Below are 18,577 nucleotides of genomic sequence, written 5' to 3'. Positions count from 1 at the left end.
TGATCCCCTTTGATATAATGAGGATGAGGTGAATAAGATGAGTTTTCGTAAAGATTTCTTGTGGGGCGGCGCTTTAGCTGCCAATCAATGTGAAGGTGCCTATTTAGAAGATGGAAAAGGTTTATCTATTGCGGATATGATGCTGGGCGGCAATGTCGATACGCCGCGCATGTTTTGCCCTCAATTACAAAAGGATGCTTTTTATCCTTCTCATGAAGGCATCGATTTTTATCATCGTTATAAAGAAGATATTGCCCTGTTTGCTGAAATGGGATTTAAGAGCTTGCGTATTTCCATTAACTGGGCACGTATTTATCCCAATGGTGATGACGAAGAGCCAAGTGAAGCAGGTTTAGCTTTTTATGATCATGTGTTTGATGAATGTTTGCACTATGGAATTGAACCGGTCGTTACATTGTGTCACTATGAGATTCCATGGGAAATTGCGAAACGCTATTCGGGATTTTATGAACGCAAAACGATTGACTTGTTTGTCCGTTATGCCAAGACCTGCTTTGAACGATATCAGCATAAAGTACGCTATTGGATCACATTCAATGAAATCAATGGCGCAACATTGCCGGTTGGCCGTTATAATGGGGTGGGTTTAATTGAAAAAGAAGATTTGGAAAGTACGCATCCCATTCCTAAAAATCAACTCAAAGATGTACCGCAAAAACGTTGGCAAGCATTGCATCATGAGTTTGTAGCCAGTGCTTTAGCTGTGATGGAAGCACATAAAATTGATCCAGCGATAAAAGTCGGATGTATGATCTGTCATATTCCTTGGTATCCGTTAACGCCATCACCCCAAGATGAATTGATTGCGCAAGAAAAAAATCTCATGTTTAATGATCTGTGCGGTGATGTGCAAGTAAAAGGTATTTATAATCCATTAGCCTTGGCAAAATTGAAAAATGATGGAATCGATATCAGTTTCATCACAAAAGAAGATGAAGCAATCTTAAAACAAGGGCGTGTGGACATGTATACATTCTCTTATTATATGAGCAATTGTATTTCATCTGATCCGCATGCAGCAAAGATCAAAGGCAATTTATCAGGCGGAACCAAAAATCCATATTTAGAAGCGACGGATTGGGGATGGCAAACCGATCCATTAGGCTTGAAATGGACATTGAAAAAATTGACATCACGTTATCCGGGCGTTCCGCTCATGGTAGTAGAAAATGGTTTAGGTGCTAAGGATGTTGTGGAAAGTGATGGCAGTATTCATGATCCATATCGAATCGATTATTTGCGTCAACATATTATGGCGATGAAAGAAGCAATCGATGAAGGAGTCGATTTGATCGGTTATTTGCCATGGGGACCGATCGATATCGTTTCCATGGGAACTGGTGAATTTTATAAACGATATGGTTTTATCTATGTCGATCGTCACGATGATGGTACAGGAGATTTTAGCCGCCGTAAAAAAGATTCATTTGACTGGTATAAAAAAGTGATTGCGACAAATGGTGAAGATCTCGATTAAAAAGTATCCTAATAACTGATCTTGCAATTGAATATAGCTGGCTTGCATCCTTCTGGTCCAGAGGAATATAAGTCAGTTTTTTATTGCATTTATGTTCGTTTCATAACTATTTCATAGAAAAATACCCTCTTTGCTGGTTGTCCAGCAAAGAGGGTCATACACATATGGCTGTTTGATCATCAAATGGCAGAATTGATGATTGCACGAGATAATAATGGAACGATTTGATTTTTTCGAGACAGGATATCTTCCTGGAAACTGTGTGCTCCATTCGTGTTTGGAAATGCTTCCGTTACGATTTCCTTAAGCGTACCGCTGGAATAGAAGCTGGAGCCGTTTTCTAATATGCTGGTAAAAGCGATGACGAATAAATCTAAACTGTTTTCTTTTACCATTTTTTCCATTTCTTCTTGCAATTGAGATTCAATGCTGTGCACTTCATCAACGGCAGAAATGATCACCTGTGCGATCATTACTTTCTTATTATCGATCTGGAACGTTTTTACATCCTGCGTAACTAGATCACGGACGCTTTTTTGTGAAATATTTGAGCTGACCCTGAACATTTCAGCCGCAAAAGCATCGATATCTAAATCTGCGATCTTTGCTAATGCTTTTGCTAGTCCAATATCTTTTGCAGTTGTTGTTGGAGAACGGAACTTGAGCGTATCGGATAAGATTGCTCCCAGCAATAAACCTGCTAAATTCTTGGAAATATCCATCTGGTTTTCCATGTAGATGGAAGTGATGATGGAGGCCGTGCTGCCGATGATCTCATTACGGAAAGAAATTGGTCGGCTTGTTGCAATATCACAGATGCGATGGTGATCAATGATCTCTAAAAGGTCTGCATTTTCTACGCCTTTGACTGATTGAGCATATTCATTATGATCTACCAGAATTACTTTCTTATTATGATAGTCTAGAATGTGATAACGAGATAAATATCCTTTTAGATAGTTGTTATTATCGACGACAGGATAACTGCGGAATCTGCTTTTCAGCATTTTCTTTCCAACATCTTCTGCGAATTCATCAATATTAAAGCTGATCAAAGAACGGACCATGATCAATTTGACCGGCGGTGCAAAATATAAATAACGGGATGTATTCATTGTTCCATGTCCGGACAAGATGATCGGACAGTGATGCTGTTTGGCCAATGTCAGAACTTCATCACTGATCGTATCCGCCCAGACAACGACCAATACGCCGGCACCTTTTTTGATTGCTTGTTCCTGTGCCGTTTTATCATTGCCTAATAAGACGAGACGGTCTTTTATGTCATAGTTTGCCAGACCGGTTTCTGTCATTGCGATGATGCTGACTTTACCGTTAAAGTGATAGTCTTCGTCCATATATACTAATTTTCCATTAATGGTCTTGGCTATATTTTCTAATGGTGTTTCTTTTAGTAATTGAATACCGGCAGCTGTATCTCCCAAACCGATCGTAGCTAAATCACTGCGGGTAACCATGCCGAGCAATTGCCCTTTTTCATTGACCACTCCATAAGACTGTTTGCTTTGTTTCTGCATCAGCTGCAATGTCTCGTAAATGGTCGTATCCGGTGTTATGGTCAAAGGAGGATCCATGTCAATTTCATGGATCGTTGCACGAGCATCTTCAAACAGCATGGGCTCTGCAAAACCAAACCGGTCTAACAGCCACTTTGTTTCTGCATTGATCTTGCCTAAGCGGCAAGGGACTGCATTGATTCCTTTTCGTTGTTGCAATAAAGAATATGCAATTGCTGAAACGATTGAATCTGTATCAGGATGACGGTGTCCAGTAACATATACGATATTTTGATGTGCCATCGTTGCCTCCTTAAAAGAGATGATGTATGATACCTCTTACAATAATTTAAATCTATCATGAATCGTACATCTTTTCAAGGGCAGCGCCTCTTCCTTCATGAAAATGCAGATGTAAAAAAAGTGGCAATGTGCTATATTGAATAATAGGTAAACAGGAGGTTCTACATGAAAGAAATCAATATTGGATTTATTGGATTTGGCAATATGGGCAGTGCGATGGCAAAAGGGCTGCTGAAGACCAATAGTATTGCAAAAGATAAAATCTGGGCTTGTGCAAGAAATTTTGAAAAGCTGAAAAATACATGTGCCGATTTAGGTATACACGCGTGTATGGATGCATATGAGGTCGCAGAAAAGAGCGACATGATCATATTAGCAGTAAAACCGTATCAGTTAGAGGATGTGATTGCACCTGTCAAGGAACAGCTGAAAGACAAGATCGTCATTTCTATCGCAGCCGGAAAGTCGTTTGCTGCTTTGGAATCATTGCTTGCAGCAGGGACAGCACACCTTTCTACGATACCCAACACCCCGATCTCTACCGGAAATGGAGTCATTGTCTGTGAACAAACCCATTCTTTGAATGCTGCACAATTATCTTTGTTTCAAGCACTCTTTTCCCCATGTGCACAATTGATATTTGTAGATACAGCGTTATTGTCGGTAGCAGGGACATTGAGCGGATGCGGACCGGCTTTTGTCTTTGTCATGATCGAAGCTTTGGCAGATGCAGGTGTTAAGTACGGCCTGGATCGTACGACAGCATATGCATTGATCAGCGCGATGGTAAAAGGAAGCGGTGCTTTGCAGTTGGAAAGCGGCCAGCATCCAGGTGTCTTAAAAGATGCAGTATGTTCACCAAAAGGAACAACGATCAAAGGAATCGGCGCTCTGGAAGAACATGGCTTTCGCACAGCTTTGATACAGGCGATCGATGCAATCGAAGGAAAATAAGTACAAGATGCCGCAAGGCATTTTTTTATGCCGTTGTCACTTGTCGTTTATGTTAAAATGAAGGTGGTTAGGGGTGAGCAAGATGTCCACAGTTGTCATCATTCGTCAAAAACAAGATCGTGTACAAACAATTGATCTGAATCTGTTAAAGGATTGGGTCATCAAAGAGAAACTGTATTTTGGAATGATGAATCAGGCTCTTGCATATCAGCCATATCAGAGCGAGGAACCGGATATTCATGAAAAGTATTTTGTGATCATCGATAGAAAACTGTTTGGCAGAGGTTTTGAATTCTATGTCAGTGAAGATGATCATATAGAATTGACGCTGCATGCTTTTTCTACACCAACAGATATCTTTATTTTCTATAAGTTCATTCGAGATGTTTGTGCTGCTTACCAAATAGATGAATTTGAGCAGGATGGAGAACGATGTTTTACAGATGAATTGAATGATCTTTATAAAAAAGCAATTGCTTTTCATCGTTATTTGGTAAAAGAAAAATTGAATCCCCATGTAACGATTTTTGGCGGGATCTTTCCGATTGCTGTGGAAGATAAGCTCATCAATAATATAAAATTATTAGAGCCCTCTGCTGCACATAAATTGTATGAACGCTACCTTGATGAAAAACAGAAGATGGATTGTTATTATGGGGTTCCCTTATTGTTGGAAGAGTCATCACTGCATGCTCGTTATGCATTGATAAAAGATGTACCGACCATCCTTCCGCAGAAAGCACAGCTTCCTGCTGCTTTGCAGTTAAAGATAAAAAAACCTGTACAATGCTGGTCAGTTTTGTTGTTGAAGAAAGAGGGAGACGATTTGAAAGAAGAGGCAGAGCTGGGTTATGAAGAATTTTTTAAATGGATCCATTCTGTCAAATGTCCGCCTTTTGATCAAGATCATTGGATCGTCACCTATGATGAGAAAATAGATTCGATCATACAACGATGGAAAAAGGAACAGGGAAAACAGAAATTGATCGAATGGCTGTGCAGCAGTGAACTAGGTGTTTCCCCTAAAAAAATAGAATATGTCAAACAGTTTTCTGTAGATGATACCTTATGCCGTATATATCGATATAAAAAAAGCTGGATGGGCAAATGGCTGTTGGCAATCGAATGGGAAACAGGGGCATTCAGTGCATTTCAGGAGTATAAACCGGAAAGCGCCGAAGAGGATGCAAAAGCAATTTTGAAAAAATGCAGACAGTGCAGTGTAGAAGAAAGAGGGTAATGAGATATGATCAAAATGGTATTAGTAGATATGGATGAAACATTGCTGGTGGATTTTCGCGTTCCTGATGTAAATAAACAAGCAATTGCAAAAGCAAGGGAAAAAGGAGCGCATGTCATACCGGCAACAGGAAGATCTTTTGATATGATCCAGGATATCTTAAAGGATATGGGTACACAATATCAAAAGAATGAATACAGTATTTGTTTCAATGGAGGAGCTGTTTATGAAAATGATCAGGAAGAACCGATCCATTATCAAGCTCTAAGTTATGAACAGGTAACTTCATTGTATGCGATCTGCAAGCAATATGGACTTTGTTTTTTAGCGTTTGCATTGGATAAAATCTATATTTACGATCCTTCTGAAAGTGAAGTTGCACGCAAGACAAAACAGAAAGCCAATTTCTCCGTTGAAAGCGATCTTGCTTTACTGGAGGATAAAAAGGTGATCAAAGTAGCATTGCAAGCGGATGAAGAGGAACTGTTATATCAGATCGGAGAAGAACAAGCTGAGGTCTTGAAAAAGATGCAAGTAGAAGTCAGTTATTCATCAGGACGTTTTTTGGAATGTACGGCTGTTGGAGTCAGCAAAGGAACCGCACTGATCTGGTTAAGAGAGCATTTACAGATCATGAGAGATGAAACGATGGCAATCGGAGATAATTTTAATGATCTGACTATGATCCAGGAAGCTGGCGTTGGCGTATGTGTGGGCGATGGACGAAAAGAAGTACAGGATGTATCTGATTTTGTAACGAAACGCGGTTTCAAAGAAGGAGCAGTTGCAGAAGCATTGCAAAAATACTTAGGATGATGGAAGGCACTGTAAAAAAATGCGACTGTCTTATTCTGAAAATAATGCTATAATGACCATGGTGATTTAGTAATGGAGAATAGCTTTCAAAAAGGAATTCAAGACGGCATTCCAATAGCACTGGGATATCTTTCGGTTTCATTTGCTTTTGGAATGATGGCAGCCAATCAAGGAATACCGCTTTGGGCAAGCGTAATGATCTCATTTACGAATTTGACAAGTGCCGGACAATTTGCGGCCTTGAGCATCATTGCGACAGGGGGTTCTTTGATTGAAATGATATTATCGCAGTTCGTGATCAATTTGCGTTACTTTTTGATGTCGCTTTCATTGACGCAAAAGATCGATCCGCGTTTGGGGACAGCCAAACGGGCATTGATTTCCTATGCTGTAACCGATGAGATATTTGCAGTATCGACCAGCCGGTATGCCGGGGTAGGTTTTCATTATATGGCCGGTTTGATGCTTTTGCCGATATTTGGCTGGACCATGGGCACTTTTCTGGGCGGCGCAATTAGTTCCTTGCTTCCTTTAGCGCTTCGCGATGCATTGGGGATCATGATCTATGGAATGTTTTTAGCGATCATCCTGCCTCCTTGTCGGCGTTCAAGAGAAATTTTTATCGTTGTGATCATTGCCTCTTTGATGAGCTGTGTATTCCAGCTGTTATCTGCTGTCATAGCGATCGGCAGCGGCTTCGTCATCATCCTGTGCACGATCGTCGGCGCAGGCATCGGTGCCTGGCTGTATCCCGTAGGAGGGGAGGAAGAGCATCATGGATAGTTTGCTCGGATATATATGTGTAATGGCTGTTACGACATATTTGATTCGCTGTACTCCATTATTGTTCTTTCGCAAGCGTATCAAAAATCGTTATGTGCAGTCTTTCCTGTATTATGTGCCATACGCTGTTTTAGGTTCGATGACTTTTCCTGCTATTTTTACCGCGACCGGCAGCATCGCTTCTTCATGTGTGGGATGCGGAGTGGCAGTGGTGTTGGCCTATCGCGAAAAAAGTCTGTTGACAGTGGCACTAGCAGCTTCGATTGCCGCGTATCTGATGATCGTTATTCTTGGCTGATCAAAACAAGAGCATCTATAGGATACTTTTTCTATACATTTTCATAGGGGCGTGCTATATTGAAGTTAAAGATCGCATCTCTAAGAAACTAAAAAAATCTATTTTACATAGATTTAACATTGGATTGAATATTTCTTTACGAGGTGCATGGCATAATACGAATGTAAAGGATGTGTAAAATCATGGGAATGGGTGATATAAAGGCACTATTCTCATTCATCAGTGGCTTGGGACTATTCTTATATGGAATGCATCTGATGGCTTCCGGCTTGCAAAAAGCATTTGGACAGAAAACGAGAAGGTTTGTCAGTTATATAACAGAAAACCGTCTGTTGGGAGTGTTTGTGGGAGCGTTGATCACAGCCATCATTCAAAGTTCCTCTGCTACCACTGTTATGATCGTTGGCTTTGTCAATGCGGGATTATTGTCATTGACACAAGCAGCAGGAGTGATCATGGGAGCCAATATTGGAACGACGATCACTGCTTGGCTCGTATCGATCAATGAATGGGGAAGTTTTTTTCAACCTGATATAGTTGCTTCTCTATGTATAGGAATAGGTGCCTTGTTGTTTTATGGAAAAAATCAGCGAAAGCAAGTAATTGGCAGTATTCTGATTGGTTTCGGTATCTTGTTTTTTGGAATTGAAATAATGAATGCGGCGATCATCCCGTATCGTACGTATCCTTTCTTTGTAGAAGGTTTCGCATTGATCGCACAAAATCCGATTCTAGGGATCATCATAGGAATTCTCATTACTGCGCTGATTCAAAGTTCAGCTGCATCATTGGGAATTTTGCAGATATTAGCCATGAATGGGCTTGTCAGCTGGAATAGCGGATTATTTATTATCTTAGGTCAAAATATCGGTACTTGTATCAGTGCGATGATTTCTTCTATATCGGCAAATAAGAATGCGAAACAGGCCGCTATGCTTCATTTATTGTTCAATACGTTTGGAGCTTTGCTCTTTGGAGCGGGGTTTATGATTTTCTTTCAGCTTTATCCTTCTATGGGAAAAACGAATATCGACAGTGTAGAGCTTGCTATGATCCATACATTTTTTAACTTGTTGACAACAGTGATCTTGTATCCGTTTGCTCCTGTTTTGGTAAAACTGACACAGAAGCTGATCAAAGAAGAAGAAACAGGCTCTTTGCAAGTGCATCCTTTGATCGGATTAGATCCTCGTATTTTGCAGGCACCGGGAATCGCAATTGAACAGGCACAGAAAGAAACAGGGAACATGGCGGATCTGGTCATTCAAAATGTAGCTGCCTGTCAAAAAGCGTTTATGGATTTCAATGCACATAAAATTGAAGAAGTATATGCCAATGAACAACAGATCAATCAATATGAAAAGGAACTGACCCGTTTTCTGATTCATATCGAGAGTGCAAGACTCAGCGATCATCAAAAACAGCAGCAGCGGTATTTGCTGTATGTGATCAGTGATCTGGAACGCATCGGTGATCGATGCAAGAACATCGCTGAGCTCAGTGAGCAGATGATGAAGGATGGCAATACCTTCTCCATCGGTGCATATGAAGATTTAGAGATCATAGGAAAGCAAAGCATGCAGACAGTACGCTTTGCGATTCAGTACTGGAAGGACCAAAAACAAAGTATTTATTATAAAGAAACAGAAAAAAGTGAACAGATGGTCGATCAGATGGAAACGCAGTTGCGGGACAAGCATATACGGCGTTTATCCATGCGAAAATGTAAAGTAGAAGCTGGTGTGATCTTTTTGGATGCGATCAGCTATTTAGAACGAATCAGCGATTATGCGATGAATATAGCACAATATACGAAAGAAGAAGCAAACTTATCTACAGAAAAAGGGGGAGCTTAACATGGCAAAGGTTTTAGTAGTAGAAGATGATGAAAGTATCCGCAGTTTGATCAAACTGACTTTGCAGCAGTTTCAATATGAAACTGAAGCATTTGAAGATGCTGAAAGTGCATGGGAGTACCTGCAGAAGGAATCGGCAGATATTGGCATCTTTGATCTGATGTTGCCGGGAATGAGCGGATTGGAATTGATTGAGAAAATAAGGAAAGATGAACAACTGCGGGATTTTCCGGTCATCATCTTAACAGCAAAAGATAGTGAAATCGATAAAGTGATCGGTTTGGATCAAGGTGCCGATGATTATATGACAAAGCCTTTTTCTGTATTAGAGCTTACTGCGCGTATTCGTTCGCTTTTAAGAAGAAGCGTTTCACATACAGAGGAAAATCACGTTTTTATCGAAGGCGGCTTGAATATTGATTTTGACGGCCGTACCGTCCATGTGCTGGAAAAACAGATCGAGTTGACATTCAAAGAGTTTGAATTATTAAAATATTTAATTACACATAAAGGAAAAGCGGTCAGCCGTCAAGAATTATTGAATCAGATCTGGGGGTATGATTTTGTTGGTGAAAGTCGTACTTTGGATGTGCATATCAACTCTTTGCGCCGTAAATTAGGGGCTCCTTACGATGGATGGATCCAGGTGATCCGCGGTGTGGGGTATCGGTTTGTAGCGGAGGAATGACATGAGAAGACGGATATTACGAGACTATGTCCTGGTTGTTACAGCAGCGTTATTGTGCGGTTTCTTTATCTTTTATATGGTCGTATCAAACATTATGATGGAATCGACCAAGAGTGATCTGCATTATACATTAAAAACGTTAGAAGCATTTCCAAAAGAAGAATTATTAGATCGGAAAGCGGAATTGAGCGGCGCACTAAAAGATGAAAATTCACGCATTACGATCATTGACGAAGACGGAACGGTTTTATTGGACAGCGATGTGCAGGGCAAGCTTGAAAATCATTTGCAGAGGGAAGAAGTCCAGATGGCGTTGACACAAGGAGAAGGGTATGCGGTCCGCTATTCTACGACATTGGATATGCCGATGCTGTATGTTGCTTTGTATTCGCCGCAGCAGGCCTGTATCTATCGCATAGCTATTCCATATAATGGTTTAGAAGCGTATGGGGTCTCTTTGCTGCCTGCCGCCGTCGTTTCCTTCCTGGTTGCTTCCTTGATTGCTTTGATTTTGGCAAGAAAGTCCACTGCATCTTTGACTAGACCGCTGCAGGAAATTGGAAATGAGATCCGCCGCTCGCAAGATGATGATACGCCGCTTGCTTTTCATACTTATCATTATGAGGAATTGAATGAAATCGCAGATACGATCAAACAGATGCAGGAAGAGATCCAGCATTATGTAAAACGTCTAAAACGTGAGAAGAATATACGGCAGGAATTTTTCGATAATGCTTCTCATGAATTGAAGACACCGCTGACGAGCATCCGCGGTTATGGAGAATTGTTGAAAAGCGGCGTAGTGGATGATCCGAAACAGGCACAGGAATGTGTGGAGCGCATCTTAAAAGAAACCAGACATATGACGGCATTGATCGCTGATATTTTGATGATTTCTCGTTTAGAGGGAAATGATGTGGTCGAAGCAAAAGAAAATCTGCCTTTACGCATGTGTGTGGAGGAAGTAAAAAAATCATTAGAGCCGCTGGCACAAGAGAATCAGGTTGTATTGGATGTACAAGTTGAAGACTGTATGGTCCACATGTCTAGAAAGCATTTTGAACAGTTGCTGAGCAATCTGATGAGCAATGCAATCAAATACAATAAGGAAAATGGAACAGTCGATGTATTCTTGAAAAGTGAACGCAACCGTTTCGTACTGAGCGTGGAAGACAGCGGAATCGGCATTTCCAAGGAAGATCAGAAACATATTTTTGAAAGATTCTACCGCGTTGATAAAGGACGCAGCCGCAAAGTGGGCGGCACAGGGCTGGGATTATCTATCGTTAAGCATATCGTTCGTTATTACAATGGGACGATAGATGTGTTTTCAAGAGAAAATATCGGAACCAAGATCACGGTCTCACTGCCGAATGTGGTCGTGAAAGAAGAAAAGTAACATGCCGGTCATGTTGCTTTTTTTTCGGTAATTGTAAAAAGTATGTAAAATATAAGTTAAGAAAAAATAAAATATTTCTATAAATCTAGGTTTAAGTATGCTATCATAACGATGACTATCAAGAAGCGGAGGGACTTGGATGGGCGCAATTCTTGAAATTATCGTTTCGATGCTGGGCGGTTTGGCGTTGTTCTTATACGGTATGCGAATGATGTCAAACGGCCTCGAACTCACTGCTGGAAATTCAATGAAATCCATATTGGAAAAGTTGACCTCCAATAAACTGATCAGCATCATTGTAGGAGCGGCGGTAACGGCATTGGTACAGAGCTCGTCTGCAACGACTGTTATGGTGGTCTCCTTTGTGGATTCTTCCATTATGTCATTGGAACAAGCAGTTTGGATCATCATCGGTGCCAATGTGGGTGCGACCATGACCAATATGCTGACTGCGTTAAATGTTTCAATGGTGGCAAGTTTGCTGGCCATTATTGGTGTCATAGCCATTTTATTCGTGAAACGGCCAAAATTGAATCATATCGGGCTGATCCTGGCCGGCTTGGGAATCTTATTCATCGGCATGGAACTTATGTCCATGGCCGTTGTTCCATTAAGAGAAGTAGATGCATTTCGTGATATCATGGCAACTTTTACAAATCCGCTGATCAGTATCGTTTTTGGTGCTTTATTTACAGCGATCATCCAGAGTTCAAGTGCTTCTATCGGCATCCTGCAATCGCTTTCGACTACTGGTGCTATTTCGATGAACAGTTCCTTATATTTGATCTTTGGGATGAACATCGGAACCTGCATCACTGCAGCGATTGCTTCGTTAGGCGGCAGCAGCGATGCCAAGCGGACAGCGATGATCCATTTTTTGTTCAATGTCATTTCTACGCTGATCTTTGTGGTGATCATATCATTTCTTCCTTTTTCGCAATGGATCACGATGACCAGTTTAGATCCAAAAATACAGATTGGCAATGCCAATGTCGTCTTCAAGATCGTATCCGCAATTCTATTGTTTCCATTTGGCAGTCAGCTGGTGAAATTAAGCCGCTGGCTGATCAAAGAAAATGATGAAAAACAGCCGCTGCTGCGTGAATTCGGCATCGATCATGCGGGAGGGGTAGGATCATCTGCTGTCATTGTCACTTCTTTTGAGCGGGCAATCGACTATATGACAAGACTGGTCATTGAAAATTTGAATGTGTCGTTAGATGCCTTGATTCGTGACAGCGAAAAACAGAGCGAAGAATTATTTGAAAGAGAGAAGCAGATCAATGCGTGCCGTCATGAAATCAACGAATATGTCAATCGTACTTCTTCATTGGAATTAACGGAATCAGATGCAGAAACGGTCATGTCTTATTTTAAGATCACGACAGATCTTGAACGATTAGGGGATCACGCTAAAAACTTGATGAGTTATGTGACAGAAGGGGCACTGAATGAAGAATCTGTTGCAGAACTGACGCATTTACGTTCCTTGTTAAAAGAGGCAATACATACATTTGATCAACCTGCTGAGGAAATAGAAGAACAATATACTCATATGACACATATTGAACAAGAGGTAGACGCACTGACCCGGATGTATCAGGATGATCAGCTGCAGCGTTTAAAAGAACATCGATGTACGGCTTCGCAATGCGTAATGTATGTAAATGTATTGGTAGATATAGAACGTATATTTGACCATTTGATGAATATCGTAGAGGAATGCAAAGAACATCGCTATCAGCTGTGCAAAAAACCAAGCCGATATGCGTAAAATTAAAAGGAGCTATTGTTTATAGCTCCTTAAGATCGAACGAATTGCTTGAAATAAATAAGGCTTGAATGCTTTGATCTCCAATGGCTGGTGATAAAGGATCGAATTATAACAGCTGCTGCCGGCAGCCTCGATGATGATATAGAGAATCACTTCCGGTTTGTCAAAATGATAATGGTTCTTTTCCGCTAGCGTGATAAAATTGCTTACTAGATCTAATGTGTCGCTTTCGATGGAATTTTGCAAATGTTCATGGAATATCCCCCAAGATAAGTTGCGTTCGATAAATTTTAAGATGATCGGCTGCTGTTCCAGCTGAAGAAGAACTTGGTTGATCACAAAGACAACAGCATCTTCAAAATCATGAATGTCATTTTGCTGTAAAAGCTGATGGGCATTTGTAAAAAGACGCCTGGCTTCATTTTGGATCAAAACATCGCGAACCTCATATTTGTCTTTGAAATATAAATAAAAAGTACCCTTTGCAACCCCGGCTTTTTCTACGATATCTTGTACTGTGACCGAATGGATATCGGTTTGTGTAAACAATTCAAATGCACTGCGTAAAAGTGCATTTTTTTTATTTTTCTTATTCTCCAATACCTTGGATCTCATAAAATCACCCACTATAGTATACAATAAAATGACTAAATGTACAATATTAAAAACGTTATTTTAGCTTGTTTAAATAAATTATAAAAAATAATTGACTAATAGTCATTTTGTGATATACTCCTTTGTATCAGAAAGGAAGGTAAGCTTTATGGATGGATTATCCAAGTGGATCGTAAAAAACCGAAATAAGATATTAGTACTTGCAATCTTATTGTTGATTCCAAGTATATTTGGTTATCTCCACACAAGGATCAATTATGATATTTTATCCTATCTGCCGAAAGAATGTGAATCGATGAAAGGACAGCAGATCCTGGATGAGCAATATCAATTAGCCAGTGTGGGCATGATGGTCACCAATGATCTATCTGATCAGGAAATTGTAAAATTAGAAAAAAAGATCGAAAAAATCGATGGAGTCAAACAAGTGTTATGGCGGGATGATGTGGTTGATATCACATTTCCAAAAGAGATGCTGCCGGATGCAGTGGAACAACAGCTGTATGCAGATGATGCGTCGGTGATGATCGTTACTTTTGATGAAGATACGGCATCGACCAAGACGATGAATGCAATTGAACAGATCAAGGATGTATCTGACAAAGATTGTTACTTAGGCGGGATGAGTGCTATTGCACAGGATACAAAAGAATTGGCAAATGCAGAAATGCAGCGTTATATCCTTATTGCAGTGATCTTAAGCTTGATTGTTTTATATCTTGGATTGGAATCGACGATCGCCCCATTGATCTTCATGGCCGGTATTGTTTTCCCAATCATCTACAATTTCGGCACTAATTTTTTCTTGAAAGAAATTTCTTATATCACGCAGGCATTAGCTGCGATCCTGCAGTTGGCGGTGACGATGGATTACTCTATCTTTCTATTGCATCGTTATCAGGAAGAAAAAAAGCAGGAAGCAAATAAAACCAATGAAGAAGCGATGAGCAAAGCCATCAGTGCAACGTTCACTTCGATCACTTCCAGCTCAGTTACGACAATTGCGGGTTTTTTGACGCTGTGTTTTATGCAGCTGCGTTTAGGCGGCGATATCGGTTTGGTCATGGCAAAAGGTGTTGTGCTTGGTGTTATCTGTACGATCTTTGTTCTTCCAAGTTTGTTGATGCTGTTTGATAAGCAAATTGAAAAATATACGCATCGTACGCTGATTCATGAATTGAAGAGAATACCTGCTTTTGTCGTCAAGCATGCAAAAGCGATCTTGATCATAGCGGCTTGTTTGATTGTGCCGATGACTGTTGCACAGATGCATGTACATCAGTATTATGATCTGACATCTTCTTTACCTTCTGATTTATCCAGCATGAAAGGCACGAATGAACTCAAGGAAAAGTTTGATATGAATACGACGCATTTTATACTGGTAAAAGATTCTTTAAGCAACAAAGAAATAAAAGAAATCTGTCAACAAATGGAATCCTTGGACGGCATCACTTCTGTGATTTCTTATGAAAAATATATAGGCGGCCTTATCCCGAAGAGTTTTGTACCAAAGGAAGTTTCGGATCTATTTGAAAACGGCGGTTATCAAATGATCATAGCCAACAGTGATTATCATGCGGCAAGCGATGAAGAAAATAGGCAGATCGATCAGATACATGCTCTGATCCAGCCTTATGATGCGCATGCATTGGTCACTGGGGAAGGTGCGTTGAGCAAAGATCTGATCACGACGACAGATCGGGATTTTCAAGTAGTAAACGTATTGTCCATACTTGCTATTTTTGTGATCATTCTTCTCACGTTTCGTTCTGTTTCATTGCCTTTCATCCTGGTGGCTGCTATTGAATTAGCTATTGTCGTGAACATGGCAATTCCATTTTTTTCGAATGCTACGTTGCCCTTTATTGCCGGAATCGTGATTGGAACGATCCAGCTGGGAGCCTGTGTCGACTATGCGATCTTAATGACGACCCGTGTAAGGGAAGAATTAGGCAAACATGCAGATCGAAAAGAAGCAGTACGCATTGCAATTGAAAAAAGCGGGCCTTCGATCATCACTAGCGGATGTTCCTTCTTTGCAGCATGTATCGGTGTTGCATTGATTTCCAGGATGGATATGATTTCCAGTTTATGTGAGCTGTTGGCGAGAGGCGCCATCATATCTGTTATCAGTATCTTGTTTGTTTTACCAAGCATGTTGTTGATCGGAAATCGCTGGATCGAGCAGACGACAAAAAGATGGCCAAAAAGGGAAGGGAGAAATCAAGATGAATAAAATAATGAAATGCAGCAGTATCGTATTGGCAACTGCGATGGGAATAAGCATTGCGCCGGTTTCTTTATATGCAAAAGAAGATCTTCATCCAACAGAGAAAGTGGAAACGGTGTATACCGTGTTGCATCCGGATGGCAGCGTTTCTGATATCCAGGTGTCTGACTGGTTACATGATGAAGACGGGATCCATAATATCAAAGAAACATTGGATCTGCAGGATGTGGAAAATGTCAAAGGAGAAGAAAAACCGGATATTGACGGAAAAAACTATACGTGGAATGCAGAAGGAAATGATCTGTATTACAGCGGCAAAGCGAGCAAAGAATTACCGATCGAGATCCATATCGAATATCAGATCGACGGCCAAAAAATGGATGCTGAAGAAGCTGAGGGAAAAAGCGGGCATTTGCAAATGGTGATTCAGATGCACAATCAGATATCAAGAGAAATTACGGTCAATCAACAAAAGGTAACGGTACATCCAAGTTATCTTGGAGGTGGTATGTTAGCATTTGACAGCGATCACTATAAAAATGTTCATTGCACGAGCGGCAAGATTTTGAATGATGGCAGCAATGAAATATTAGGGTTTGTGAGCGTTCCTGGACTAAGTGAAACGCTGCAGCAAATGGGTTTGGATTCGATCAACAAACGGATGCATTTGACGGATGATGTCGTGATCGAAGCAGATGTCAAAGATTTTCAGCCGGGATCGATCATGTTGGGTTTTACCAATGAAATGAGCATCGATGAGCTGACACAGTATTTACAAATGGGTGATCTGAGTGCTGGATTAGCTACATTATTTTCTGCCTCAGATGCATTGGAGAGCGGAAGCAAACAGCTGCAAGAAGGAATCACGACATTTTGTACACGTGTGCAGCCGCTGGTGAATGCTTATCCGCAAGTAGAGCAGCTAGCTGCAGCAAGTGAACAGCTGTATGATGGAGCGCAGCAAGAATTACAGGGACTGAGTCTTTATGCGCAAGGTGTGACGCTGTTGAATAAAGGCAACCAAAAATTGTATGGAATCAGCAGCGGAGTACAGTTAGCAAAAGCAAATATGACATCGTTAACAGCGGGAGCCAATCAGCTGCAGGCGGGTATTGAGCAAATCAATAGTCAGCTGCAAAAGATGGACACGATCGATATGGATGCATTAGATCAGATGCTGGTTCAATCTAAACAACAGTTATCCATGATGGAACAGATGCTCACTCAAGATCGTCATATTGTAGATGGCATGCAAATGCAGTTACAGCAGCTGCAGGGATCGATCCAGACTTTACAAGAAGCAAAACAAGCATATCTCTCTGCCGCAGAGGAGTATAATGCGGCAGTAAGGCAAAACAATTTGGTGATAAGTAAAGACAATCAGGTAATCAAAGAGTACCAAGATGAGATGAACACAGCGAACAAAGAGTTGACAAACATACAAAATAAAACAAATGCAGCGATCAACGCAGCTTTGAATGATATGCAAGAGACATATGACCTGCTGACAGATCCGCAGAGCAAAGCAAAATTACAGGAACAGATCAATGCATTAAAGACGTATCAGCTGCAGCTGCAGCAGGTATCGTATACTCAAGGACAGTTACAATTGCTTGAAGAAATCGATGCAAGCAAAGTGAGCGGCTGTTTGGATCAAATGACAGATGGATTAACAAGCATATTTGCTTCTTTGGCACAGGCACAGAAGAATCTGGATACGTTGTCTGCAGATGCAGCTAATGCGCAAAAAGCATTGACCGCAATGCAGGAAGCATTAGAACAAATGCAAATATCCTCTCCTGCATCGATATCGTCTCAATTCATGCAACTGAAAGGCGCAATGGAACAGCTTGCGCAAGGAAGCGTACAGTTGACACAAGGATGTGCTGCTTATGAACAAGGTATGCAGTCTTTATATGAACAGTCTTTGGTTGGTATCCAACAAGTCAATGAAGCCAGCCAGCAACTAGATGATCGTCAATCTGCTTTGCTGAATGGGATGCAGCAGTTAGATCTGGGACTTTCCCAATTAGCAGAGCAGAAGGAAAGTTTTCTGCAAATGAGCCAGGGATTGAAAGAGCTGAAAGGTTCTTTGCAAATGTTGCTGCAGGGGACTACACAGTTATCTTCGGGAATGCAGCAATTTAATGAAGAAGGCATGCAGCAGTTAAAGGATATCTATCATATGGGAACAGAGCAATGGAATGCTTTCCAGCAAGTGCTGCAGACGATGCAGGAGCTAAATGAAGAAAACAACACATATGCTGGTGCGCCGAAGGGTGCTGACACAACAGTACGTTATATGTTTAAAGTAAGCGAAGAATAGCAATGATGAAGATATGAAAAAAGAGGCTGTAACGAATAAGGAATAGCCAAAAATAAAAAATGCATCTAATCTCGAAAGAGAAAGGATGCATTTTTTGGTATAATTTAGCTATGAAAAACATCGAAGTGTTAGAGCTAAATCATTCCTATTTGAGCAATAGGAATTATACCGCATTTCAGATGATTTTACCACTGGATTGTGAAAAAAAGATCGATTCTTCTGATCCGGTGTACAGTTTTCTTGAAGTGATGGAAGGAGTCAACTGGAACAAATATCT

At 40.7% G+C, this 18,577-nt stretch carries 14 protein-coding genes; 12 read left to right on the top strand and 2 right to left on the bottom strand.

Annotated features, from left to right (window positions below; translation table 11 throughout):
* The first annotated feature begins 37 nt into the window (after positions 1 to 37).
* Positions 38 to 1,498 (top strand): glycoside hydrolase family 1 protein, encoded by a 1,461-nt coding sequence (locus BQ9859_RS01230; protein WP_075876376.1) that lies wholly within the window; start codon positions 38 to 40, stop codon positions 1,496 to 1,498.
* Positions 1,499 to 1,677: 179 nt separating this feature from the next.
* Here BQ9859_RS01230 and BQ9859_RS01225 read toward each other — a convergent pair whose 3' ends face one another.
* Positions 1,678 to 3,318, bottom strand: a complete 1,641-nt coding sequence (locus tag BQ9859_RS01225; protein WP_075876375.1) for a putative manganese-dependent inorganic diphosphatase — start codon at positions 3,316 to 3,318, stop codon at positions 1,678 to 1,680.
* A 165-nt stretch (positions 3,319 to 3,483) separates the two neighbouring features.
* On the opposite strand from BQ9859_RS01225, the gene proC reads away from it, so the two are divergent.
* From proC to BQ9859_RS01180, 9 genes are all read left to right on the top strand, one after another.
* Positions 3,484 to 4,272, top strand: coding sequence for a pyrroline-5-carboxylate reductase (proC, locus tag BQ9859_RS01220; protein ID WP_075876374.1), 789 nt, complete (start codon positions 3,484 to 3,486; stop codon positions 4,270 to 4,272).
* Positions 4,273 to 4,354: 82 nt separating this feature from the next.
* Positions 4,355 to 5,512 (top strand): DUF4299 family protein, encoded by a 1,158-nt coding sequence (locus BQ9859_RS01215; RefSeq protein ID WP_235846370.1) that lies wholly within the window; start codon positions 4,355 to 4,357, stop codon positions 5,510 to 5,512.
* Between the two features lie 6 nt (positions 5,513 to 5,518).
* Positions 5,519 to 6,328: a Cof-type HAD-IIB family hydrolase gene (locus tag BQ9859_RS01210; RefSeq protein ID WP_075876372.1), complete on the top strand. Its 810-nt coding sequence runs from the start codon at positions 5,519 to 5,521 to the stop codon at positions 6,326 to 6,328.
* A gap of 72 nt (positions 6,329 to 6,400) precedes the next feature.
* Complete coding sequence (locus BQ9859_RS01205; protein WP_075876371.1) at positions 6,401 to 7,111, top strand: AzlC family ABC transporter permease; 711 nt, start codon at positions 6,401 to 6,403, stop codon at positions 7,109 to 7,111.
* Entirely contained in the window at positions 7,104 to 7,409 is a 306-nt protein-coding gene (locus tag BQ9859_RS01200; RefSeq protein ID WP_075876370.1) for an AzlD domain-containing protein, read from the top strand. Before BQ9859_RS01205 ends, BQ9859_RS01200 begins: the two co-directional genes overlap by 8 nt.
* A 182-nt stretch (positions 7,410 to 7,591) precedes the next feature.
* Positions 7,592 to 9,265, top strand: coding sequence for a Na/Pi cotransporter family protein (locus BQ9859_RS01195; RefSeq protein WP_075876369.1), 1,674 nt, complete (start codon positions 7,592 to 7,594; stop codon positions 9,263 to 9,265).
* A 1-nt stretch (position 9,266) separates the two neighbouring features.
* Positions 9,267 to 9,953, top strand: coding sequence for a response regulator transcription factor (locus tag BQ9859_RS01190; protein ID WP_075876368.1), 687 nt, complete (start codon positions 9,267 to 9,269; stop codon positions 9,951 to 9,953).
* 1 nt (position 9,954) lies between these two features.
* Positions 9,955 to 11,352, top strand: coding sequence for a sensor histidine kinase (locus BQ9859_RS01185; protein WP_075876367.1), 1,398 nt, complete (start codon positions 9,955 to 9,957; stop codon positions 11,350 to 11,352).
* A gap of 139 nt (positions 11,353 to 11,491) precedes the next feature.
* Positions 11,492 to 13,126, top strand: coding sequence for a Na/Pi cotransporter family protein (locus tag BQ9859_RS01180; RefSeq protein ID WP_075876366.1), 1,635 nt, complete (start codon positions 11,492 to 11,494; stop codon positions 13,124 to 13,126).
* A gap of 12 nt (positions 13,127 to 13,138) precedes the next feature.
* Here BQ9859_RS01180 and BQ9859_RS01175 read toward each other — a convergent pair whose 3' ends face one another.
* Positions 13,139 to 13,741 (bottom strand): TetR/AcrR family transcriptional regulator, encoded by a 603-nt coding sequence (locus BQ9859_RS01175; RefSeq protein WP_075876365.1) that lies wholly within the window; start codon positions 13,739 to 13,741, stop codon positions 13,139 to 13,141.
* A 148-nt stretch (positions 13,742 to 13,889) separates the two neighbouring features.
* On the opposite strand from BQ9859_RS01175, the gene BQ9859_RS01170 reads away from it, so the two are divergent.
* Both BQ9859_RS01170 and BQ9859_RS01165 read left to right on the top strand, forming a co-directional pair.
* Positions 13,890 to 15,980: an efflux RND transporter permease subunit gene (locus tag BQ9859_RS01170; protein WP_075876364.1), complete on the top strand. Its 2,091-nt coding sequence runs from the start codon at positions 13,890 to 13,892 to the stop codon at positions 15,978 to 15,980.
* A complete protein-coding gene (locus BQ9859_RS01165; RefSeq protein WP_075876363.1) occupies positions 15,973 to 18,300 on the top strand; it encodes a hypothetical protein in 2,328 nt (775 codons plus the stop codon). The genes BQ9859_RS01170 and BQ9859_RS01165 overlap by 8 nt, the downstream gene beginning before the upstream one ends.
* Positions 18,301 to 18,577: the final 277 nt, after the last annotated feature.

The sequence above is a fragment of the Merdibacter massiliensis genome (assembly GCF_900155395.1).
GTDB lineage: Bacteria > Bacillota_I > Bacilli_A > Erysipelotrichales > Erysipelotrichaceae > Merdibacter > Merdibacter massiliensis.
Note: the sequence above shows the minus strand (reverse complement) of the source record. Positions and strands in the feature narration are given on the sequence as shown.